Genomic DNA, 21733 nt, shown 5'->3' on the forward strand with positions numbered 1-21733 from the left:
CACGTCCGGATGCCATGTCGACGCCAGGGATGACCCGCGCATCGCGCCGCCGCCGTTCGCGGCTGCAGCAGTTGCGGCGGCGGGTGGACAACGCGATGTTCACCCGGGCGCGCTACGCACAGCCGATGATGCCGGTGATGTGCCTGCTCGGCGGCCTGTTCATGCCGCTGTACTGGTTCCTGTGGACCTACGTGCTGCCGCAGCCCTACAGCAACCTGGGGCTGCACGTGGCCGGCTGCGTGGCGCTGCTGCCGCTGGCGTTGCAGCGCTGGTGGCCGCGTTCGTTCAAGCCGTGGCTGCCGCTGTACTGGTACGCGGTGATCACCTTCGTGCTGCCGTTCTTCTTCGGCTACCTGATGCTGCGCAACGGCGGCACGATCGTCTGGATCGGCGCGCACCTGTTCTCGATCTTCATCACGATGATGCTGTTCGACCTGGCGAGTTTCGCGCTCATCTACAGCCTGGGAACGGCACTGGCCGCACTGGTGTTCGAGCTCGGACCGCACGATGCCTGGCCGCTGCACGCGCTGCAGCAGTACGCGCCGGTGCTGGCGCTGACGCTGATCCTGGGGCCGCTGGCAAGCCTTTCGCAGAAATTCGCCGACGAGGCCAAGGTCAAGGCGCTGATCGGCGCCTCCAACAACATCGCGCACGAACTTCGCACGCCGCTGGGTTCGGTGCAGATGGCCGGCCGCGCGATCGGCCGCTACCTCCCCAACCTGCTGGAGAGCCACCGCGTGGCCGAGCGTGCCGGCCTGCCGGTGGCCGCGCTGCGCGCCCCGCACCTGCAGGCGTTGCAGCGTGGCATTGCCGTGATCGAGCACGAGGTCAGCCACGCGCACACCGTGATCGACATGCTGCTCATGGCCGCCAAGCCGATGGGCAAGCTGCAGTTCGAGCCGCTGCAGGCGCGTGCCTGCGTGGCAAAGGCGCTGGCACGCTATCCGTACGCCTCGCAGGCCGAGCGCGAACGCGTGCGGCTGTCGGCCGAGCCGACCGACTTCGTACTGATGGGGTCGGAAACCCTGCTCACCCACGTGCTCTTCAACCTGTTGCGCAACGCTCTGTTCCACACCGGGCGCGCCGGCAAGGGCGAGATCGACGTGAGCCTGGACAGCGACGCCGGCGGCCACTGCATCCGCGTGCGCGATACCGGCCCGGGCATCCCGCCGGACGTGCTGCCGCGCATCTTCAACCGCTTCTACTCCTACAGCGAAGGCCGCGACGGCGACGGCCTGGGTATCGGCCTGGCCTTCTCCCAGAATGCCGTCGAGCGCATGGGCGGGCGCATCAGCTGTCGCTCGCGCTGGGGCGAGTACACCGAGTTCTTCGTGACGTTTCCGCCATGCGTGCCATCTGGACAGGGACCTTCGGCATGAGCATCGATTTCCACGGCGACATCCTGCCGTTCTACTTCCCGACCACCACGCTGGTGGTGGACGACCACGAGAAGTACCTCGACAGCATGCCGTTGCTGCTCGACCCGGCGTTGCGCCTGCGCAGCTACAGTTCACCGCGCAAGGCACTGGCGGAGCTGGGCAGCCACGGCATCCGCGCGGTGCCCGGCGGCGGCTGGATGTACCACTGGAAGGACCGTTCCTCGCAGACGCGCGAGCTGGTCGCGCTGGACATCGACTCCATCCACAGGGTGATGTTCGACCCGGAGCGTTTCGCCGAGGTGTCGGTCGTGGTGGTCGATCTGACCATGCCCGAGATGGACGGTATTTCCTTCTGCCGGGAGCTGGCCAACCCGCACATCGGCAAGATCCTGCTCACCGGCACCGCCGACGACTGCACCGCCATCGAGGCGTTCAACGCCGGCGTGATCGACCGCTTCATCCGCAAGAGCGATCCGCAGGCGATCGACAAGCTGCAGCTGGGCATCCGCGCCTTGCAGCGTCGCTACTTCGAGCGCGTGGGTGGCTTCGTCGCCGAGGCGCTGGCGCTGGGCAACGTGCGGTTCCTGCGCGACAAGGCGTTCCAGCAGGCTTTCCGCGACCTGGTCGGCGAGTTCCCGGCGGTGGAGTGCTACCTGCACGTCAACCCGACCGGCATGCTGCTGCTGGACGAGCGCGGGCGTGGCCGCTTCGTGCTGGTGCAGACCGACGAAGACCTGCGGGCGCACTACGAGATCGCCAGCGACCTGGGCGCACCGCCAGAGCTGCTGGCCGCGCTGCGCGAAGGCGACCGGCTGCCCTGGTTCGGCGAGGGCGACGGCTACTACCGCGAGGGCATCCGCCAACCGGAGGCGCTGCTGCATCAGGCGGTGACCGTGCGCGGCGAGCAGTGGTACCACCTGGCGCTGATCGAGGATGTCTCGCGCTTCCAGCTGGGCAAGCTGCGCAACTACCACGACTGGCTCGGCGAGCAGGACCAGGCGCTGGGCACCTGACGGATCCCCTGCATCCGCCCCGTATCCGTAGGAGCCCACTTGTGGGCGATGCCTTTTCCTGGACGTGCCACCGGAGCCGGAGCATCGCCCACAAGTGGGCTCCTGCGGGGAAACCGAAGCTTTCGCCGCTACAGCCGCTGGCGACCGCGCAGGACGTCCCAGTACATCACCCAGTCGCCGGCCAGACTGTAGAGCGGATGGCGGAAGGTGGCCGGACGGTTCTTCTCGAACACGAAGTGCCCGATCCAGGCGAAGCCGTAGCCGGCCAGCGGCGCCAGCCACAGCCAGCGCGCGTCGCGCGTGGCGATCGCCACGCCGATCAACAGCAGCACCAGCGTGCTGCCGGCGAAGTGCAGCCGGCGGCAGGCGGAATTGCGGTGCTCGCTGAGGTAATACGGGTAGAAGTCGCGGAAGCGGGCGAATTCGGACATGCCGGCTGGCCATCGGTTGTTGGCGCCAGCGTGCGCCTGCGCGCGCACCCGGTAAAGCCCTCTCCCCTCGGGAAGGGTCGGGGAAGGATCCGGCTCGCCCGGATCCTCACCCGCCTGTCGGCACCCTCTGCAGGGAGAGGGTTCGGGCGGGCAGCCCGTGGCCCGTTTCAGTGCTCCGGCAGCGGGATGAATTCCTTGTCGTCGCCCGGCACCACGCCGAAGTGCCCGGCCGCCCAGTCGGACTTCGCCCGCTCGATGCGCTCGCGCGAGCTGGCCACGAAGTTCCACCACAGGTGCCGCTCACCATCCAGCGGCGCGCCGCCGAACAGCATCAGCCGGCTTGGCGTCCGTGCACGCAGCGGCGGCGCGACGCTGCCGCCCTGCACCGCCATGCTGTCGGTACCAACCAGGACGTCGTCGCCCCACCGGACCTCGCCCTCGACCACGTACACGCCCCGCTCGGCATGCTCGGCCGGCCAGTCCAGCGTGGCGCCCTGGGCCAGGTTCGCCTCGATCAGGAACATCGGCGCGAACACCTTCACCGGCGAACGTTCGCCGTAGGCGGTGCCCGCGATCAGCAGCAGGTCGACCCCGTCACGATGGATGCGCGGCAGTTCGCCGGCGTCGTGGTGGTGGAACTCCGGCGCCACTTCGGCATCCTCGCGCGGCAACGCCACCCACAGCTGGATGCCATGCAGGCGATGGCCGTCGCGACGCTCGTCCGGCGGCGTGCGCTCGGAATGCGCGATGCCGCGGCCGGCGGTCATCCAGTTGACCTCGCCCGGGCGGATGTCGGCCAGGCTGCCGAGGCTGTCGCGGTGGCGGATCGCGCCCTCGAACAGCCAGGTAATGGTGGCCAGGCCGATGTGCGGATGCGGCCGCACGTCCATGCCCCTGCCCGGCGCGAAATCGGCCGGCCCCATGTGGTCGAAGAACACGAACGGACCGACGTGCCGCGCCAGCAGCGCGGGCAGCAGGCGACGCACGGTGAAGCCGTCGCCCAGGTCGTGTTTGCGGCCTTCGATCAGTCGTGGCGTGTGGTCCATGCTCGGGCTCCGCTACCAGGCGCGCTGGTACTGTACCGGCGCGACCAGCGAAGCGCCGAGCTCTTGTGCCGAGCGACGCGGGAAATACGGGTCGCGCAGGCTCTCGCGGGCGATCAGCACCAGGTCCGCCTCGCCATTCTCGACGATGCCGGCCGCCTGTGCGGATTCGGTGATGAGTCCCACGGCGCCCGTGGCGATGCCGGCCTCGCGACGGATGCGCGCGGCGAACGGCACCTGGTAACCGGGACCGACCGGAATCTTCACGTGCGGCACCAGGCCGCCGCTGGACACGTCGATCAGGTCCACGCCCAGCGGCTTGACCTCGCGCGCCAGGCGCACGCTCTCTTCCACGCTCCAGCCATGCATGCCGTCTTCCCCGGAAACCCAGTCCGTCGCGGAGATGCGCAACCACAACGGCAGCGTGTCAGGCCATGCCCCGCGCACCGCTTCCAGCACCGCGCGTACCAGCCGCGTACGGTTCTCGAAACTGCCACCGTAGGCGTCGGTGCGATGGTTGCTGAGCGGCGAAAGGAACTGGTGCAACAGGTAGCCGTGCGCGGCATGTACCTCGATCAGCTGGAAACCCGCGGCGAGCGCGCGTTTCGCGGCCGCGCGGAAATCGTCGACCACCTTGCGCAGGCCCGCCTCGTCGAGCGCCTGCGGCGTATGCCAGTTCCGGTCGAAAGGGATCGCCGAGGGCGCCACCGTGGTCCATTCGCCATGCCCCGCCGGCAACGGACCGCCACCCTCCCATGGCCGCTGCGCGCTGGCCTTGCGGCCCGCATGCGCGAGCTGCACGCCGGCGATGGCGCCCTGGCTGCGGATGAACGCGGTGATCGGCTGCCAGGCGGCCACCTGGGCGTCGTTCCACAGGCCGGTATCGCCAGGGGAAATACGCCCCTCCGGCGACACCGCCGTGGCTTCGGCGACCACGGCCGCCGCACCGCCCACCGCGCGGCTGCCCAGGTGCACAAGGTGCCAGTCGGCGGGCACGCCATCGGTGGCCGAGTACTGGCACATCGGGGCGACCACGATGCGGTTGCGCAAGGTCAGGCTGCGCTGCGCGAAGGGGGTGAACAGTTCCATGCGATGGCCTTGTGGAAAGACAAGCCCACGAGATGACGCCGATCCGGCTGCGCTTCAAGAGGACGCGGCCTCCACGGGAGAACTCCTGGACACGAACCGGCCATTGCGGCGAGGGCAGGCATGCTCTGGCGCCCGGGAGCGCACCTACACGGTGTCGAGCCAACCGGCCATCCGCGCGGCGACCGGGTCGGGCGCCTTCATCCAGCCAAAATGGTCGGCCGGCCCAGGCAGTTCGCCCGGGCCCAGCACCTCGCGCGTGATACAGGTGCGCGGCAGCTTGCCGAGCAGCCATTCCAGCGAGGCGGCCGGGCCAAGCCAGTCGTCGCGCAGGCGCACGGCCAGCACCGGTCCGGCGTAGGCCGCCATGCCCGCCTCCAGGTCGCCCATGCCCTCGGCCGCGTAATGCCCGGTGCGGCCTGTGCGGGCCCAGTCATCGACCACCCCGCGCGCCTCGTTTCCGCCAAAGCCGATGCGCCGCCCGGGGAAGTATCCGGACAGCCGGGTCAGCATGGGCGCCGCCACGTAGGACGCGCCGATCAGCCAGGCGAAGCGGAAGTTCCTCCAGTACGGCGCGCCACTGGCGACCAGCACCAGTCCGGCGGCTTCCGCGGGGCGCAAGCCGGCGTACATCGCCGCCAGTTGTCCGCCGAGGCTGTGCCCGCCGAGAAAGCCGGTCGCCCCGGGCCAGGCTGCGCGCACGGCCGCAAGTCCGCGTGGCAGGTCAGCCTCGAGGAGGGTGCGGTAGCCCCAATCCTGGCGCCGCCCGGCGCGCCGGTCGCTCGAGCCGATCCCGCGCCATTCGTGCAGCGCCACGGCGAGGCCGCGTCCCGCCAGCGCCTGGGCCAGCGGCAGGTAATGCCTGGCCGGTACACCCATCGCGGGCAGCCAGTAAAGCCAGCGACCGTGCACCGCTTCACCGACCAGCAGCAGTTCGCTGGCCGCGCCATCGGCGGCGATCACGCGCTCGATGCGCACGGCGTCGTTGGGGTCCGCTTCCATGAGTTGGCGCCCAAAAGCCACAGGCTAGCGAAGTGATGGCGCGCGCACAAAAAAAGGCCGGCTTGCGCCGGCCTTGGGCAAACATTCGATCCACCTCAGGCCGGGGCGACTTCGTCCGCCTGCAGACCCTTCTGGCCCTGCACGACCTTGAAGCTGACCTTCTGGCCTTCCTTCAGGCTCTTGAAGCCCGTTCCGCTGATGGCGCGGAAATGCACGAAGACGTCGGGGCCACTCTCCCGGCTGATGAAGCCAAAGCCCTTCGCGTCGTTGAACCATTTGACGGTGCCAATCTCACGATCCGACATGACTCACTCCGTTCTGCACGATGCTGAGACAAGTCGACCTCCCCCTTTGGCCGACGACTTACTGGGCATGCAGGGAGCGGGTGGAGCGAGGCGTGATTCGTCGAATCCCGCTTCGAGGCACGCACGTGGACCGAGCAGACACAGTGCCCCAAGCATAACGGAAATTTCCGTAAAGCAAGCGTGCTCGCAAAACCGGCCCGCGGGCACAAAAAAGCCGGGCGCTACGGCCCGGCTTCTGGCTTTTCTTGCGGGAACCGCTTAGGCCGGCATCACTTCGTCGGCCTGCAGGCCCTTCTGGCCCTGCACGACCTTGAAGCTGACCTTCTGGCCTTCCTGCAGGCTCTTGAAGCCGGTGCCGCTGATGGCACGGAAATGCACGAACACGTCAGGACCGTTGTCGCGGCTGATGAAGCCGAAGCCCTTGGCGTCGTTGAACCACTTGACGGTACCGATCTGACGATCAGACATGAAACACTCCACTAGGTTGGATCAATAGAGACTCGACCGCCGCAACGTGCGGGGCCGACTTACTGGTGTGCAAGGAAAACCCTAGGGGTGATTCGATGAAGCGCCGGTCGGCGGCATCGGGCCACGTGACTCTGGTGACCCCGGCAAACACAGTGGGGGCATCATAGCGGGTACCGATCGCCTGCGCGACCGTCAAACTGAATGGTGCACACGGGCTGTCAGCGCCGGATTTTTCAGGTTTTCTTCACGCTGCCGTTTGTCTAGTGTGAAGGTCGCCAGCGTGTCTGCCGGCCATGTCCGCCGCAAGAGGAATGCCCCCTCATGAAGCTCACCCTCCCGCGCCTGATCGCCGTCCTGCTGGGCGCCGGCCTGATGCTGACCGGCTGCGCCGGCCACCCGACGCGCTCCGGTCCGAGCGGGACAGGTCCTTCCCGACCGGCATCGCAAAACCAGCCGACGCCCCGCACCCGGCCAAGCGAGACCCCGAGCACGAGCCAGGCCGACCATGGTGGCCGCAACGCCGCCACCGGCGCGCCGGAACAACCAGCCCCACTTCCCGAGAGCACCGGGATTCCCGCCTGCGACAACTATCTGGCCAGCTACGTGGCCTGCCATCGCGCTGCCGCGATCTACAAACCCGGCGAGATCCAGGGCCGTTACGAAGCCATGCGCACCAGCCTGTTGCGCGACGCGCAGGACCCGGCCATCCGCCCGAACCTGGCCACGCGCTGCAACTCGCTGGCGAGCCAGCTGCGCCAGGCACTGCATGGCAAGTCCTGTGAGGCTGCGCCGACCGCATCCGGCACGAGCAGCGGCGGCTAGGTCCTCCGCCGCGCCGCCCGCCTCAGGCGTGGCGCGAACCACCGGCGGTTGACGCGTCCCGTCGGCACGGCCCTCGCGCCGTCGGTCTGGTGCGCTACGGCCGTTGTCCCGCCGTCTTCCAATGGGCGCGCAGGGCGCGTCCGAACGCCGCCGGCTCGCTGCATTCGAGGCGGATCGCGGGCGTGCCATGCCAGCGTGCCGTCCGTGCAATCGCTTCGCCCACGTCCGCCACCAGACGCGCGGTCGGCTGCTGGCCCGGTTGCAGGAACAACGCCTTGATCTCGAACACGCCCTCGCTCCGGTGCGCCTTGGCATCCAGCCGCCCGACCAGGCTGCCGCGGTGCAGGATCGGCAGCACGTAGTAGCCGTAGCGCCGCTTCGGTGCCGGTGTGTAGCACTCGATCGCGTATTCGAAATCGAACAGGGTCTGGGCACGGGCGCGGTCCCACACCAGCGGATCGAACGGCGAAAGCAGCGCGGTATGGGTGGCCCGCAACTGCCCGGCGCGCACGCGCTCCAGTTGCGGCGCATGGTCACGATGGACATAGCCGGGCACGCTCCAGCCCTGCACGGGTACCGCCAGCAGGTCGCCCCTGGCGACCAGCGGCGCCAGCTCGGCCTCGTCCACCCCGGGCTTGAGCCTGTAGTAGTCGGCAATCCAGCGTGCCTGGGTGATGCCCAGCGCGCGCACGCTGTCGAGGATGAAGCGTTCGCGCAGGCCGGGCGTGTCGAGCAGGCTCGGTGCGAACGGCGGATCGAGCTTTCCCAGCACGCGTTCGGCCAGGTCGTACACCCGCTGGAACCGTTCGCGCCGCGGGATCATCAGTTCGCCCAGCGCGAACCAGGCCTCCAGCCAGCGCTTCTCCGGCTTCCATTCCCACCAGCCGCTGCCGGCGCCGCGATCGGCGCGTGGAAAGTCGGCGGCGCGGACCGCGCCCTGCGTGCGGACCCGTTCGAGCAGCCCGTCCATTTCGGCCCGATGCTCGCGATGCATGCGTTCGGCGTGCCGATGTGCCCAGTGCGCACCGCGCTCGCGCCAGGCGCGGTGTAGCGGCAGGTCTGCGGCAGGCACGAAACACGCCTCGTGCGCCCAGCACTCGGCGATGCGCCCCTGCAGCAGTGCCTCGTCGAGCCAGGCGCCGTCATAGTCCCCCAGCCGCGAGTGCAGCACCAGGTAGGGGCTGCGCGCCACCACATGGATGGAGTCGATCTGCAGCAGGCGCATCCGCCCGATCGTCGCCGGCACGTCGCCGGGCCGCGGCCGCCGGCCGAGCGGCCGGAGCAGGCCTTGCGCGGCCAGGTGCAGGCGGCGGGCCTGGGCCTGGCTCAACGGCGCCGTCCGGCCGGATGAAACGGGAGGCAACCTCGTCTGGGACTTCACGGAACCCTGCTGTGCAAGATGAGGCCGCGTTTACAAATCGTTTGCTAGCGTGCCGGAAGCGCGACGGCCCCATCGATTGTCGTCAGCCCGCGCCCCCCGCATTCTGGCATGGAGTATCGATGATGAAATTCCGCAAGCCATGGCTGTCCGCCCTCGTCGCCGGTTCGCTGCTGGCGTCCGGCGCCCTGATGGCGCAGGACGTTCCGACTCCCCCGGCCACACCGCCGCCGCCGTCGGATCCCGGCAATCCGGTACCGCCGCCGCCAACCGCCCCGATGCCGCCTTCCGGCTCGCCGCAGTCGACCATGCCGCCTCCGCCCACCGATCCGAATTCTCCTCCGGCGGACTCGGGCATGCAGACCATGCCGCCGCCGGCATCGAGCGCGCCGCCACCGATGGGCCATGATTCGGGCAACATGAACGACCAGGGTATGCACGAGGGCATGCACGACGACGACGGCATGAACACCAGCGGCAATGCCAATGCCGGCATGAACGGCGGCATGAATGCTTCCGGCAATGCCAACGTGGAATTCAAGTCCTCGATGCCGCCGGCCTCCTCGGCCGGACCTGCGCCGGACTTCAGCCAACTGGCCAACGGCAAGAAGTCCATCACCATGGAGCAAGCCGCCAGCTATCCACCCCTGGCCAATGATTTCGGCTACGCCGACAAGAATGGCGACGGCCGCGTCACCCAGCGCGAATACGAGGCCTGGCAGTCGCACTGAGTTTTCGCTCGACACTCCCCTGGCCGGCCTCGCGGCCGGCTTTTTTTTGCGCCGCATCGGGGCGTGCACTCACAGAGGGCCTGCGCCACCCGCACCACCGTGCTTGCAGGCCTGGAAAGTCCACCGTCACGGCCGGTTGGGTCGATGCTCGCTAGACTCGCGCCTTTGCCTTAGGGAGCGACGCCCTTGATCAAGCATGGTACGGCCGCGGTGTTGGTGGCATTCGGCGGCCTTTGGGTTGGCGCGGCACACGCGCAGAACCCCGACCCGATGGACATCCGCGCCTGCACGGCGATCGAAAGCGACGCGCAGCGGCTGGCGTGCTACGACCACGCCACCGGCCGCGTGAACCTGCCGGTGGCGAAAAAGCGCGCCGACGAAGAGGTCGAGTCGACGAGCGTGTTCGGCCACGATGCCGACAGCCGCCTGGTCGCCCCGCAAGGGAATCCGGAAGTGGCCACACCGCTGTCGCTGCTGGACAGCCGATGGGAACTGGCGCCGGAGGCCAAGCTCGGCACCTTCAACGTGCGTGGCTACAAGCCGGTCTACCTGCTGCCTGTGTTCGCCACCAGCAACCAGAACGAGCGTCCGCGGAGCCCCAACCCGCTCAATACGGTGAGCGCGCCGGAACGGCTCGAAAACGTCGAGGCCAAGTTCCAGCTCAGCCTGAAGACCAAGCTGTGGCAGGGCGTGTTCGGCGACGCGGGCGACCTCTGGCTGGGCTACACCCAGTCCTCCCGCTGGCAGGTCTACAACGACCGCCTCTCGCGTCCGTTCCGCGAAACCAACTACGAACCCGAGGCGATGCTGGTCTTCGACACGCACTACGAGCTGCTGGGCTGGAATGGGCGACTGCTCGGCATCGGCATCAACCACCAGTCCAACGGCCGCTCCAACCCGCTCTCGCGCAGCTGGAACCGGGTGATCGCCGACATCGGCCTGGAGCGTGGCAACTGGACGGTGATGCTGCGCCCGTGGTGGCGCATCCCCGAAGGCGGCACCGACGACAACAACCCGGACATCAGCGACTACATGGGCCGCGGCGAAGTGCAGATCGTGCACGAATGGAACGGGCACGAATTCGGCATGATGCTTCGCCATTCCTTCCGCGGCGGCAGCCGCAGCCACGGTGCGGCGCAGTTCACCTGGAGCTTCCCGCTGGCCGGCAACCTGCGCGGCTACATGGAGCTGTTCAAGGGTTACGGCGAGAGCCTGATCGACTACAACCACAACGCCACCTACCTGGGCGTGGGCGTGTCGCTGCTGGACTGGTACTGATGAACGCAGGAGCCCGCCTGCAGGCAGGCGGGCTCCTGAAGAAGCGTCCGGGGACGCTCAGTGCTGGTGACCGCCCGGGCCGTGCACGTGCCCGTGCGCCAGCTCTTCCCCACTGGCGGCACGCACGTCGGTCACCTCGACATTGAAGTGCAGCGTCTGCCCGGCGAGCGGGTGGTTGCCGTCGATGTGCACCTTGTCGTCGTCCACGCGCACCACGGTCACGTTGATCGCGCCCTGCGGACCGCGGCCCTGGAACTGCATGCCCGGCTGGATGTCTTCCACGCCCTGGAACGCCTCGCGCGGCACTTCCTGCATCAGCTCGGCGTGGCGAGGGCCGTAACCCTCCTCGGGCGACACGTCGACCTTGAACTGGTCGCCCGCCTGGCGCCCGGCCATCACCTTCTCCAGGCCGGGAACGATCTGCCCGGTGCCGTGCAGGTAGGACAGCGGCTCGCGTCCCTCGGAGCTGTCGATGACCCGTCCCTCGTCGTCGGTCAGCGTGTAGTGGAAGGAGGCGACGGTGTTGTCTGCGATCTGCATGGCACTCTCGGTGTAGGTCAATGGGCCAGCTTAACAGGTCGTGGTAGACGGACCGTCACACCGGCCTGCGCCGTTAACCGGCGATTGCGATACTGCGGGGCATGAAGCTTCCGTGCCTGATTCCCCTGCTCGCCCTCGCCATGGCCCTGGCCCCGCAGCACGCCGTGACCATGGACCTGCCCGCCACGCGCGCGGCCATCGAAACGCATCTGGCCCAACCGCGCTTCGGCGCTGCACGCTGGGGCATCGCGGTGGTGTCGCTGGACAGCGGGCGCACGCTGTACGCGCACGACGCGGACAAGCTGTTCCAGCCCGCTTCGACCGCCAAGCTTTACACCGCGGCGCTGGTACTGAACGGGCTGGATGCCGGCTACCGCATTCCGACCCGCGTACTCGGTGCCGCCCCGGGCAGGCGCGGGCGCGTGCAGGGGCCGCTGGTGCTCTATGGCATGGGTGATCCCTCGCTGGGAGCCGATCCGTCCACCGCGGACTGGGCCGATGCGCTGGCCGGCCAGCTGGTGGCCAGAGGCGTGCGCCGCGTGCACGGCGATCTGGTGGCCGACAGCAGCTACTTCGCCGGACCGGCCATCGGCGATGGCTGGGAGGCCTCCGACCTGCTCGCCGGTTTCGCCGCGCCTGCCTCGGCCCTGAGCGTGTACAAAAACCAGTGGCGACTGACCGTGACCCCGGCGGCGCATGCAGGCGAACCGGCGCAACTGGCCCTCGACCCTCCGGCGGCGGCGACCTCGCTGGATGGGCGCCTGCTCACCGCACCGGCCGGCACCCCGGAGGACATCAATCTCTATCGCGCTCCAGGCAGCACGTTGCTGCACGCCTTCGGCTCCATCCCGGTGCAGTCACCCCCGCGCAGCTTCCGGCTGGCGATGGCCGATCCGGCTCGCGTGGCCGGCCAGCTGCTGCTGCAGGCGCTGGAGCGGCACGGCATCAAGCTCGATGGGGAACTGCGCGTGCTGCGCTGGCCGCAGCAGGACGGGCTTCTGCGTGCAGGCAGCACCGTACTGGCGCAAGTGCAATCGCCGACGCTGGCGAAGCTGCTGAGCGAGGGCCTCAAGCGGTCGCAGAACCTCTACCTGCAGAACCTCCTGCAGCTGGCCGGTACCCGCGCCCACGCCGCGGCAACGGACGATCCGCTCGCACCCGAGGGCTTTCTGAGCTCGGCCGACTGGGGCATCCATGCGCTGCGCCGGTTGCTCGATCGCATCGGGATCCCGCCTTCGGCCAGCCTGATCGGCGAAGGCACCGGCCTGTCCCGCCGCGACCTCACCACGCCGAACGCGCTGGTGCGTCTGCTCGCCTTCCTGGCCAACGGTCCGGCTGGCGCCCGGTTGCGCGCCATGCTGCCGCTGGCCGGTGTCGACGGCACGCTGCGCTCGCGCATGCGCGGCACGCCCGCCGCGGGCAACGTGCATGCCAAGACCGGCAGCATGTCGTACGTGAACTGCCTGGCCGGCTACGTCACCAGCGCGGCCGGCGAGCACCTGGCGTTCGCGATCCTGCTCAACGGCTACGAGCCGCCGGAGGCCATGCCGGCCAGCGCCGACGTCGATGCGATCGCCATCCTGCTGGCCGAACTGGACGAAAAGACGTTGTAGGAGCGCGCTCCTGCAGGGATACGGTCAGTTGGTAATCCGTCGCGCCAGATCGGCGCCGATCTTCCCCGGCGCGTCGGTCGGTGCGTAGCGCCTGACCACCTGGCCTTCGGGATCGACCAGGAACTTGGTGAAGTTCCACTTGATCGCCTCGCTGCCGAGTACCCCCTTGCCCTCGCGCTTGAGCCAGCGATAAAGCGGGTGGGCATCGGCCCCGTTGACCTCGATCTTGGCGAACAACGGGAAACTCACCTCGTAGTTGAGGCTGCAGAACCGGCGGATCTCCGCCTCGTCGCCGGGCTCCTGGTGCCCGAACTGGTCACAGGGAAAGCCGAGCACGGTCAGGCCGCGCTCGCGCCACTCCCGCCACAACGCCTCCAGCCCGGTGTATTGCGGGGTGAAGCCGCACCTGGAGGCCACGTTGACGATCAGCAGCCAGCGCCCGCGCCACTCGCCAAGCGAGCGTTCCTGGCCATCGATGTCGCGCGCGGAAAAGTCGTAGACACTGCTCATGCACCGGCTCCCATAAGGTGTCGGCGAGTCTACGCCGGCGGCGGCATGTGCACATGAGCGATGGCCGTGTCCTGCCCGGCGCCATGGGGACGATGCTGCCATGCTGTACCTGATGCTTTCCGCCCTGGTCGCGCTCGCCACGCTCGTACTGATGGCCTTCGCCGCGTGCCGCCAGGCACCTCGCCGGCAGGTGCGCGTGCGTGCGCGCCGCGACCGCCATATCGGCCTGTAGCGCGCCTCACGCCTCCGCCGCGATAGCGAACACCTGGCGCAAATAGGCGACGTACGCCGGGTCGTCGCACATGTTCTTGCCCGGCGAATCGCTGAGCTTGGCTACCGGCTGGTCATTGCACCGGACCATCTTGATGACGATCTGCAGCGGCGTGGGCCCGACGTCGTTGGTCAGGTTGGTGCCGACGCCGAAGGCCAGTTGGCAGCGCCCGCGGAAGTGCCGGTACAACTGCATCACGCGGGGCATGTCCAGCGCGTCGCTGAACACCAGGACCTTGGTGCGCGGATCGACGCGGTTGGCGCGGTAGTGCGCCAGCACCTTCTCGCCCCAGGCGAACGGGTCGCCCGAGTCGTGCCGGGTCCCGTCGAAGAGCTTGCAGAAATACATGTCGAAGTCGCGCAGGAAGGCATCCAGGCCGTAGACGTCCGACAGCGCGATGCCCAGGTCGCCGCGGTATTCCTTCGCCCAGGTTTCCAGCGCCACGCGTTGCGAGTCGCGCAGGCGCGGGCCCAGCGCCTGGTGCGCCTGCAGGTACTCGTGCGCCAGCGTGCCCAGCGGAGTCAGGCCGAGCTTCCAGGCCATCCATACGTTGCTGGTGCCGGCCAGTTGCTCACCCAGGCCGTCGCGCAGGGTTCGCGCCACCTCCTCGTGCCAGTCGCGCGAGAAGCGCCGCCGCGTACCGTAGTCGGCGATGCGGCAGTCGGCGTATTCGGGGTCCGATCCCAACAGCTCGATCTTGGCCCGCAGGCGCGCGCGGCCTTCGGCGAGGTCGAGCCCAGGCCGGGTGTTGCGGAAGTAGACCTCGTTGACGATCGCCAGCAGCGGGACTTCGAACAGGATCGTGTGCAGCCACGGACCACGGATGCGGATCTCGATCTCGCCGTTGGCGGCCGGCGACGGAGCGATCTCCACGTACTTGGCGTTGAGCTGGAACAGCGCCAGGAAATCGACGAAGTCGCTCTTGATGTAGCGCCAGCCGCGCAGGTAGTCGAGCTCGGTGGGGGTAAAGCGCAGGCGGCACAGGGCGTCGAGTTCGGCGCGGATCTCGTCGATATACGGCACCAGGTCGATGCCGGGGTTGCGGCACTTGAAGCGGTACTCGACATGGGCGGCGGGATAGTGGTGCAGCACCACCTGCATCATCGAGAACTTGTACAGGTCGGTGTCGAGCAGGGACTGGACGATCATGCGCTGGCCTGGCGGGAACCGGCATGAAGCCGGATCGGGGACGCATTATCCCAGTGGTGATGGCGGCTCGGCGAGTCGGGCGTCGATCGCGCACACGAGCAGCTCCAGGCGCGCGCTGCCGGTTTTCGGGGTCAGGCGCAAACGCATGCGGTTGGAGCCCCTCCATCCGGGAGGCGGTGCGAGCGCGGACTCTTTCCGTCCCTCTTGAGCGCAGGCCGCAGGACGGATCGAACGGGGCTACTGGCGCACGGGTCCGATCGGGTTCGACAAGGTGGCCAGCCGTTCGAGGTCCCGCGTCCGTTCGGTCCCGGACTTCTTCGCCAGCGCGCCGACCGCGGCATAGAACGCACTCCACTGCCGTTCGGCGCGCTCGAACAACACCGCGAACGCGCCGGTCCAGCGGTCGTACAGGCCAAAGGGCAGCAGCTTGGCGTTGTTGATCGGCGAACCCACCCAGGCGTCGTAACGCGGGTCTCCGGACCAGCGACTGTCGCGCCACTGTACATAGCGGCGCCGGAACGCCTCGATCTGCGCCTGCTTCCCGCGCGCCAGCATGGCCGCGTCTGCGGTGCTCGCGTACAGCTTCTCGAGGCGCTCGCGCAGGCCCAGCACCAGCGCGGTGAAGCCCTGCTCCATCGCCTGGTCGCGCGGATCGGGCGGCGGCAAGCCCCGCGCCTTGCGCCACTCGCGCAAGCCCTCCTGCTCGACGAAGCTGGCGAACGATTCGTTGAAGGCCGTGTCGCCCTTCACGTACAGGCGCTGATGTGCGAGCTCGTGGAAGATGGTGCCGGCCAGCTGGTCGTCATCCCAGCGCAGCATGCTCGAGACGATGGGGTCGGCGAACCAGCCCAGCGTCGAATAGGCAGGCACGGGGCCGATCCACACGTCGTCGCCCTGCGCCTTGAGGTCCGCCGCACGGGCCTGCGCGCGCGCCTGCTCGAAGTAGCCCCGGTAGGCCACGCAGCCGGCGATGGGAAAACACTGCGGCAGGGCGTCGACCGAATACGTCGGAGTGGCGAACACGTTCCACGCCACGTAGGGCCGATGCAGATCCACGTAGCTGGTGTAGCTGCGGTTGTCCGGCAGTGCCAGCGCGTCGGAGGCGAACCGCCGCGCTTGCGCGGCCAGGCCCAGGCGGCGGGCCAGTCCGGGATCGGTGGCCGGGTCGCGCACCACCTCGGCCATCGGCCGGCGGTGCATCAGCAGCGATGCCTGCCCATGCGCCACGTGGGCGTAATAGCTCAGGCTGCCGCAGCCGCCGAGCAGGAGGCACGAGGCGACGGTGGCCAGGCGCCCGATGCGCCTGCGGAGGGACGGGAATGGCATGTCCCGATTGTGCCAAGCGGACGCTTCCGGCACGAGGCGCGGCTAGGACCGGTCAGTCGCGGTCGTGATCGCGGCGGTCGCGTGCATCGCGCCGACCGTGGTCGCGGTCGTCCCGCCCATGCCACGCGCGGCGATCATGCCGGTCATCGCGGTAGTCGTGTCGGTCATCACGGTAGTCGCGCCGGTCACGGCTCCAGTCCCGTCCACGGTAATGACGGGAGTCCCGATGCCAGGTGCCGCTGACGCCGACACTCACCCCGGAGGAATAGCAGCAGCCGTAGCCCCAGCCAGGGCCGTAGTAGCTGCCGTAGCCGTAATAGTCCGGCTCGTAGATCACCGAGGGACCTTCGCCGTAATAGGCGTCTCCCTGGTAGCCGTTACCGCGCACGTAGCTGTACCCGGGGTCGTAATAGCAACCCGACAGCGCCGCCGTGCCAAGCACCAGCGCCAGCCCTGCAAGCATGCGTTTCATGGCCTCACCTCCGTGACGGCGGTCACGCAGGTCACGCTAGTCGCGGCGGTTTGAATGCGCCCTGAGCGCCGCGCCCGGCAGATGCACGGGCGCGGCGGGGGCAGCGTCAGACCTTGGCCCCGCGCTGGCCGGTGTGCACCGGGATGGTGGTCTTGGGCGCGTCGCTGGGAAGCTGCGGGCTCTCGGGAGTATGGATGGCCGATTCACCGCGCGGCTGCGGGCGCGACTGTCCATCCCCTCGCGCCGACGCCTGCCGGGTGCGCTTCTGCTTGGCATCGAGCAGGGCCTGGATGTGCGCCACCGCTTCTTCCGGGCTGATGTGCTGGGTTGCCGGGGCAGCCTTGCGCGGCGCTGTCGCCTTGCGCGTGGCCGGGCCCGGTCGGCCGGACCTGCCTGCGGATACGGCCTTTTTCGCAGCCGGCTTGCTTACCGCTTTCGTCCCTGCCGCGTTGCCGGGCACCGCCTTGTGCGTGGCCGCTTTCTTCGGCGTCGCCTTGGCCGCCGCCTTGCGGGCCGCGGCCGACGCGGTCTTCCTGGTGGCCGCCTTCTTTGGCGCGAGCTTCCTTGTCGTTGCCTTCTTCGGCACTGCTTTCTTTGCCGTGGCCTTCTTCGGTGCTGCCTTCTTTGCCGTGACCTTCTTCGGTGCTGCCTTCTTTGCGGCGGCCTTCTTCGGCACCGCCTTCTTTGCGACCTTCCTGGCAGCCGTCTTCTTCGATGCCGCCGCGGACTTGCCGGCGGCCTTCTTCGCAGCCGGACGGGCGGTGGTGCGGTTGATCGGTGTCTTGATGCCGGCCTTGGCGGCGGCGGTCTTCTTCGTCGCCTTGCTGCCGGCGGCTGCCTTCTTTGCCGCGGATTTCTTCGCGGCCGACGTGCGGGTCGTTGCCATGCGTCATCACTCCTGCGGTGGTCGGTGCAGCCTTGCCCGCATGCGCCACGCACGCGGCGAAAAGACCTGCACGCCCAGTATTGCGCGGGCACCTTGCGCTGTCATGCGCGATTGCGGAATGAAGCGCGCACGATTCAGGATGCGTGCGGGGCGCGCAGCGGGAGCACCTGCCGCTCGTGGCAGGCGAAGGCCGCCTGCGCGCTGTCGTAGTCCCAGCGCTCCGTCGTGCAGGTATCTGAGCTTCCATCGCGGCGGAGCAGGTTGATCGAGTTGGGGATGTCCCGGCGTACCCGGTGCGATACCGCGGTGCCGGCCTGCACAACCCACAGAGGGCGGCCGCCCGGTTCGGGAAGCGGCCGCACATAGGGCAAGTGGATATGGCCACCCAGCACCAGTTGCGCGCCAGCGGCCGCCCAGGCGCCGGCCGCCTGCGCGTGTCCACGCAGCAGATGGCGCCGGTCGGCCTCGTCGATCACCGCCATCGGCTGGTGCACTACCACTATCCTCGTCTGGCCCGGCGCCGCCTGGCGCAGGCGCGCCGCCACCCGCTCGATTTGCGCCAGCGACACCTCGCCCTGCTTGTGCCGCCACCAGCGCGTGGTGTTGACCCCCAGTACCAGCCAATCCGCGGACGACCATGCCGGCTCCAACTCGTTGCCGAACGCCGCCGAATAACGCGCGTACGGCGCCCGCAGGCGGGTGGCCAGGGCGTACAGCGGGATGTCATGGTTGCCCGGGATCGCCAGGAACGGCGCCGGCAGGCTTGCGACGAAGTCGCGCGCGGCGGCGAACTGCGCGGGCCGTGCACGCTGGGTCAGGTCGCCCGACAGCACCACCAATTCAGGACGGCAGTCGTGGACCAACCGCCTCAGCGCTTCCAGCACCGCCGCGCGCTCGGTGCCGAAATGGGAATCGGACACGTGCAACAACACGCTCACCGCTCGTTCCGCTCCCGCGGCACCAGCAGCCGAAGCGCCTGGGGTGCCACGCGGAAGCGCAGCGGCAACGGCAGACGAACGATCTCGCCGTCGATCGCAAGCTTGAGTTGCCGTCGGCGCGGCAAGGCTACTTCGAGTTCGGTGAAGGCGAAGCTGTCGACCTTCTCCACGTCGCCCAGGTGGCCGGACAGGCCGCGGATCGCCGCAAGGATCATGCGCCAGCGCGCAAGGGGCGGCAGCACGATGCCGACCAGCGCCCCGCGGGTCACCGCATCGGCCTCTGGGATGCCGATGTTCTCCAGTTGCAGGCGGTTGTCGCCCACTACCAGGGTGGTGCTGCGCCGCACCTGCCGCTGGCCGTCCTCGCAGAGCGACAGACGCAGGTCCGGGTAGGTGCCCAGCAGCGCGCGCAGGCCCGACAGCAGCGCGACCAGGCGGTGCCGGCCGAAGCGGCGCTTGTCCCGTTCGCGCCGCTCAAGCAGCTCGGGGTAGAGTCCCAGGCTCGCGTTCACCAGGAACACGCGGTCGTTGACCAGGCCAATCTGCACCGGCGTTTCCCGCGCATCGAGCAGGCCGCGTATCCCCTCGCCGACATCGCCCTCGGGCAGTCCGTGGCAGCGGCCGAAAAAGTTGAACGTGCCCTGCGGCAGCACGCCCAGCGGCACGCCGCTGGGCAGCACGGCCTGCACCACCGCGTTGATGGTGCCGTCGCCGCCGGCGACGACCACTGCGCCGTCATGCGCCCGGGCCGCTTCCACGGCCTGGCCCGCCAGCTCGCCCAGGTGTCGGGGGTGCTTCGCGCAGAACAGCCGGTAGGGATGCCCGGCTGCATCGAGCGCGTCGCGGATCGCCTGCTCCGTGGCGCCCCCGTCGCCGCTGCCGGAGCGGCGGTTGAGCACCACGAAGAATGGTTGTCGCTGGCTGTTTCCTGGCGTGGGCATTGGCCTCCTACATGCGTGGATGGACGAGCTGCGCAAGGAAGTAAGTAAACAACCCTTGCTTGATGAGCAAGGTGAAGATCACGCCGTAGGCGGCGCCCCACAGATGGGCACTGTGGTTGACATTGTCGCGGCCGGTCCGGTCCATGTAGATCGAGTAGCCGACGTAGAGCACCGCGTAGAGGATGGCCGGCATCGGCAGCACGAACACGATGATGCGCGCCCACGGCGCGAAGAGAATGAAGGCGAACAACGCCGCCGAGACCGCCCCCGAGGCGCCCAGGCTGTGGTAGTTCGGATTACGACGGTTCTTGATGTAGGTCGGCAGGATCGAGACCACCAGGCCACCGATGTAGAACAGCAGGAAACCAAACCGGCCGAGCTCCTCGGCATACACGCTCTCGATGGCGCGCCCGAAGAAAAACAGCGTGAGCATGTTGAACAAGAGGTGGCCGAAGTCCGCGTGCACCAGCCCGTAGGTCACCAGGCGGTGGTATTCGCGATGGCGCTGGATCGCGGGCGGCCACAGGATCAGGTCGTCCATCAGCTTGGGTTTGTTGAACGCCAGGAACGAGACGATGCAGGTGACGGCGATGATGGCCAGGGTGATCATGGTCGCTGGGGCTTCCTGAGCAACGGGCGGACCGTCCATCTTGGCCTCCCCCATGCGCCTTGTCGACTCGCGCGGCCACGGGTGCGACACCAGGGCGTATCATGCGCGCCTTTATCCGCCCGCTCCCCACGGACACGCATGGAACCGATCCGCTACCTGCATCTGGACGTCTTTGCTGCCACCTGCGGCGGCGGCAACCACCTGGGCGTGGTTACCGACGCACGCGGCTGGAGCGACCACGAGATGCAGCGTTTCGCGCGTTGGACGGCGCTGGTGGAGACCACCTTCCTGTTGCCGCCTTCGACGCCGCAGGCAAGCTACCGCGTGCGCATTTTCACCCCCCGGCACGAGATCCCGTTTGCCGGCCATCCGAGCATCGGGAGCGCGCACGCGGTGCTGGCCTGCGGACTGACGCGACCGGTGGACGGCGTGCTCTGGCAGGAGTGCGGCGCCGGCGTGCTGCCGATCCGCGTCGAGGGCGAGGGCGAGTCGCGCGACCTGCTGCTCAAGTCGCCCGGCGAGCGCGTGCTCGCCAATGGACGTGACGCCCACCCGCTGGTCGAAGCCACGCTCGCCGGCATCGAGCTCGGGGCGCTGCCGCCGGCGCTGGTCGACGGCGGCAGGCGCTGGTGGCTGGCCGAGGTGGCCGACGAAGCCGGCCTGCGCGCCTGGCTGCCCGACCACAGCGCGATCGGCGCGCTTGCGCGCGCCACCGGCAGCATGGGCCTGTGCGCCTTCGCACGCAGTGCGTCGGACGATTACCAGCTGGTGGTGCGCGCGTTTCCCGCCGGCGTCGGCATCGTCGAAGACCCGGCCTCGGGCGCCGCCAACGGCCTGATCGCCGCCTATATCGCCCGGGCTGAACCCCATGGCGCGCTGGCGCGCGGCTATGCAATCAGCCAGGGCCGCGAGATGGGCCACGATGCACGCTTGCTGGCGCGCATAGAGCCGGACGCGATCTGGATCGGCGGTCGCGCGCGCACGGTGGTCGACGGCCTGCTGCACTGGAGCCGAGCGTGAGCGGCCCGCCGCAGATCTGGGTCGACGCCGACGCCTGCCCGGGCCCGGTCAAGGAGATCCTGTTCCGCGCGGCCGAGCGCGTACAGGTGATGGTCACGCTGGTCGCCAACCAGACGCTGCGCACGCCCTCCACGCGCTGGGTGCGCGCGATCCGGGTGGCCGGCGGCTTCGACGTGGCGGACAACGAGATCGTGCAGCGCCTGGCGGCTGGCGACCTGGTGGTGACGCAGGACATCCCGCTGGCCGCACAGGCGATCGACAAGGGCGCCCTGGCGCTGCATCCGCGCGGCGAGCTGTACACGCGCGAGACCATTGCCCAGCGCTTGTCCATGCGCAACTTCATGGACGAGCTGCGCGGCGCCGGCGTGGATACCGGCGGCCCGGCGGCGTTCCATGCGCGCGACCGCCAGGCGTTCGCCAATCAATTGGACCGCTGGCTGCAGCAACGCCCTCAACGCACCTCGTAGCGGTCTACTTGCGGGCGATGCCTTGCGCTTCGATGTCGACCTGAAACACGTGCA

At 68.8% G+C, this 21733-nt stretch carries 25 protein-coding genes; 9 read left to right on the top strand and 16 right to left on the bottom strand.

What is annotated here, in order from left to right; genetic code table 11:
- Positions 1–14: 14 nt before the first annotated feature.
- Together LQ771_RS10825 and LQ771_RS10830 are read left to right on the top strand one after the other, a co-directional pair.
- Positions 15–1379 carry a sensor histidine kinase gene (locus LQ771_RS10825; RefSeq protein WP_231349425.1) on the top strand — a complete coding sequence of 455 codons (1365 nt, stop codon included), beginning with the start codon at positions 15–17 and terminating at the stop codon, positions 1377–1379.
- On the top strand, positions 1376–2392 hold the full coding sequence (locus LQ771_RS10830; RefSeq protein WP_231349426.1) for a response regulator: 1017 nt from the start codon (positions 1376–1378) through the stop codon (positions 2390–2392). The genes LQ771_RS10825 and LQ771_RS10830 overlap by 4 nt, the downstream gene beginning before the upstream one ends.
- Before the next feature lie 128 nt (positions 2393–2520).
- Here the strand turns inward: LQ771_RS10830 and LQ771_RS10835 are convergent, their stop codons facing one another.
- The 6 genes from LQ771_RS10835 to LQ771_RS10860 all read right to left on the bottom strand — a co-directional run bounded on the left by LQ771_RS10835 (position 2521) and on the right by LQ771_RS10860 (position 6727).
- Positions 2521–2823: an Mpo1-like protein gene (locus LQ771_RS10835; RefSeq protein WP_231349427.1), complete on the bottom strand. Its 303-nt coding sequence runs from the start codon at positions 2821–2823 to the stop codon at positions 2521–2523.
- A 167-nt stretch (positions 2824–2990) separates the two neighbouring features.
- On the bottom strand, positions 2991–3869 hold the full coding sequence (locus tag LQ771_RS10840; RefSeq protein ID WP_231349428.1) for a pirin family protein: 879 nt from the start codon (positions 3867–3869) through the stop codon (positions 2991–2993).
- A 12-nt stretch (positions 3870–3881) separates the two neighbouring features.
- Positions 3882–4955, bottom strand: coding sequence for an NADH:flavin oxidoreductase/NADH oxidase (locus LQ771_RS10845; RefSeq protein WP_231349429.1), 1074 nt, complete (start codon positions 4953–4955; stop codon positions 3882–3884).
- Positions 4956–5099: 144 nt separating this feature from the next.
- Entirely contained in the window at positions 5100–5954 is an 855-nt protein-coding gene (locus LQ771_RS10850) for an alpha/beta hydrolase family protein (protein WP_231349430.1), read from the bottom strand.
- A gap of 95 nt (positions 5955–6049) precedes the next feature.
- Entirely contained in the window at positions 6050–6259 is a 210-nt protein-coding gene (locus LQ771_RS10855; RefSeq protein ID WP_091333775.1) for a cold-shock protein, read from the bottom strand.
- 258 nt (positions 6260–6517) lie between these two features.
- Entirely contained in the window at positions 6518–6727 is a 210-nt protein-coding gene (locus LQ771_RS10860; protein ID WP_209614482.1) for a cold-shock protein, read from the bottom strand.
- Between the two features lie 321 nt (positions 6728–7048).
- Between LQ771_RS10860 and LQ771_RS10865 the strand changes: the two genes are divergently transcribed.
- On the top strand, positions 7049–7549 hold the full coding sequence (locus LQ771_RS10865; protein ID WP_231349431.1) for a hypothetical protein: 501 nt from the start codon (positions 7049–7051) through the stop codon (positions 7547–7549).
- Positions 7550–7643: 94 nt separating this feature from the next.
- On the opposite strand, the gene LQ771_RS10870 is transcribed toward LQ771_RS10865, so the two are convergent.
- The gene (locus tag LQ771_RS10870) at positions 7644–8879 is read right to left on the bottom strand and encodes a winged helix-turn-helix domain-containing protein (RefSeq protein ID WP_231349432.1); all 1236 of its coding nucleotides are present in this window, start codon (positions 8877–8879) and stop codon (positions 7644–7646) included.
- Positions 8880–9049: 170 nt separating this feature from the next.
- Between LQ771_RS10870 and LQ771_RS10875 the strand changes: the two genes are divergently transcribed.
- Both LQ771_RS10875 and LQ771_RS10880 read left to right on the top strand, forming a co-directional pair.
- Complete coding sequence (locus LQ771_RS10875; RefSeq protein WP_231349433.1) at positions 9050–9658, top strand: hypothetical protein; 609 nt, start codon at positions 9050–9052, stop codon at positions 9656–9658.
- Positions 9659–9844: 186 nt separating this feature from the next.
- Positions 9845–10936, top strand: coding sequence for a phospholipase A (locus tag LQ771_RS10880; protein ID WP_425491264.1), 1092 nt, complete (start codon positions 9845–9847; stop codon positions 10934–10936).
- 57 nt (positions 10937–10993) lie between these two features.
- Here the strand turns inward: LQ771_RS10880 and LQ771_RS10885 are convergent, their stop codons facing one another.
- Positions 10994–11476: an FKBP-type peptidyl-prolyl cis-trans isomerase gene (locus tag LQ771_RS10885; protein ID WP_231349434.1), complete on the bottom strand. Its 483-nt coding sequence runs from the start codon at positions 11474–11476 to the stop codon at positions 10994–10996.
- Between the two features lie 101 nt (positions 11477–11577).
- Here LQ771_RS10885 and dacB point away from each other — a divergent pair, with 101 nt between their 5' ends.
- Entirely contained in the window at positions 11578–13089 is a 1512-nt protein-coding gene (gene dacB, locus LQ771_RS10890; RefSeq protein ID WP_231349435.1) for a D-alanyl-D-alanine carboxypeptidase/D-alanyl-D-alanine endopeptidase, read from the top strand.
- Positions 13090–13113: 24 nt separating this feature from the next.
- On the opposite strand, the gene LQ771_RS10895 is transcribed toward dacB, so the two are convergent.
- Entirely contained in the window at positions 13114–13599 is a 486-nt protein-coding gene (locus tag LQ771_RS10895) for a glutathione peroxidase (RefSeq protein WP_231349436.1), read from the bottom strand.
- Positions 13600–13699: 100 nt separating this feature from the next.
- Here LQ771_RS10895 and LQ771_RS15985 point away from each other — a divergent pair, with 100 nt between their 5' ends.
- Positions 13700–13831, top strand: coding sequence for a hypothetical protein (locus tag LQ771_RS15985; protein ID WP_255674154.1), 132 nt, complete (start codon positions 13700–13702; stop codon positions 13829–13831).
- A gap of 6 nt (positions 13832–13837) precedes the next feature.
- On the opposite strand, the gene pncB is transcribed toward LQ771_RS15985, so the two are convergent.
- The 7 genes from pncB to LQ771_RS10930 all read right to left on the bottom strand — a co-directional run bounded on the left by pncB (position 13838) and on the right by LQ771_RS10930 (position 20192).
- Positions 13838–15019 carry a nicotinate phosphoribosyltransferase gene (gene pncB / locus LQ771_RS10900; RefSeq protein ID WP_231349437.1) on the bottom strand — a complete coding sequence of 394 codons (1182 nt, stop codon included), beginning with the start codon at positions 15017–15019 and terminating at the stop codon, positions 13838–13840.
- A 237-nt stretch (positions 15020–15256) separates the two neighbouring features.
- Complete coding sequence (locus LQ771_RS10905; protein WP_231349438.1) at positions 15257–16345, bottom strand: aminopeptidase; 1089 nt, start codon at positions 16343–16345, stop codon at positions 15257–15259.
- A gap of 52 nt (positions 16346–16397) precedes the next feature.
- Positions 16398–16817, bottom strand: a complete 420-nt coding sequence (locus LQ771_RS10910; RefSeq protein ID WP_231349439.1) for a hypothetical protein — start codon at positions 16815–16817, stop codon at positions 16398–16400.
- A gap of 106 nt (positions 16818–16923) precedes the next feature.
- Positions 16924–17703: a hypothetical protein gene (locus tag LQ771_RS10915; protein WP_231349440.1), complete on the bottom strand. Its 780-nt coding sequence runs from the start codon at positions 17701–17703 to the stop codon at positions 16924–16926.
- 134 nt (positions 17704–17837) lie between these two features.
- The gene (locus tag LQ771_RS10920) at positions 17838–18641 is read right to left on the bottom strand and encodes a metallophosphoesterase family protein (protein WP_231349441.1); all 804 of its coding nucleotides are present in this window, start codon (positions 18639–18641) and stop codon (positions 17838–17840) included.
- Complete coding sequence (locus LQ771_RS10925; RefSeq protein WP_231349442.1) at positions 18638–19582, bottom strand: diacylglycerol/lipid kinase family protein; 945 nt, start codon at positions 19580–19582, stop codon at positions 18638–18640. Before LQ771_RS10925 ends, LQ771_RS10920 begins: the two co-directional genes overlap by 4 nt.
- A 7-nt stretch (positions 19583–19589) precedes the next feature.
- Positions 19590–20192, bottom strand: a complete 603-nt coding sequence (locus LQ771_RS10930; protein WP_231349443.1) for a rhomboid family intramembrane serine protease — start codon at positions 20190–20192, stop codon at positions 19590–19592.
- A 138-nt stretch (positions 20193–20330) separates the two neighbouring features.
- Between LQ771_RS10930 and LQ771_RS10935 the strand changes: the two genes are divergently transcribed.
- Positions 20331–21212 carry a PhzF family phenazine biosynthesis protein gene (locus tag LQ771_RS10935; RefSeq protein ID WP_231349444.1) on the top strand — a complete coding sequence of 294 codons (882 nt, stop codon included), beginning with the start codon at positions 20331–20333 and terminating at the stop codon, positions 21210–21212.
- Positions 21209–21679 (top strand): YaiI/YqxD family protein, encoded by a 471-nt coding sequence (locus LQ771_RS10940; RefSeq protein ID WP_231349445.1) that lies wholly within the window; start codon positions 21209–21211, stop codon positions 21677–21679. The genes LQ771_RS10935 and LQ771_RS10940 overlap by 4 nt, the downstream gene beginning before the upstream one ends.
- The last annotated feature ends 54 nt before the right edge of the window (positions 21680–21733 follow it).

Origin of the sequence: Frateuria soli, from assembly GCF_021117385.1 — a bacterium.
Lineage (GTDB): Bacteria > Pseudomonadota > Gammaproteobacteria > Xanthomonadales > Rhodanobacteraceae > Frateuria_A > Frateuria_A soli.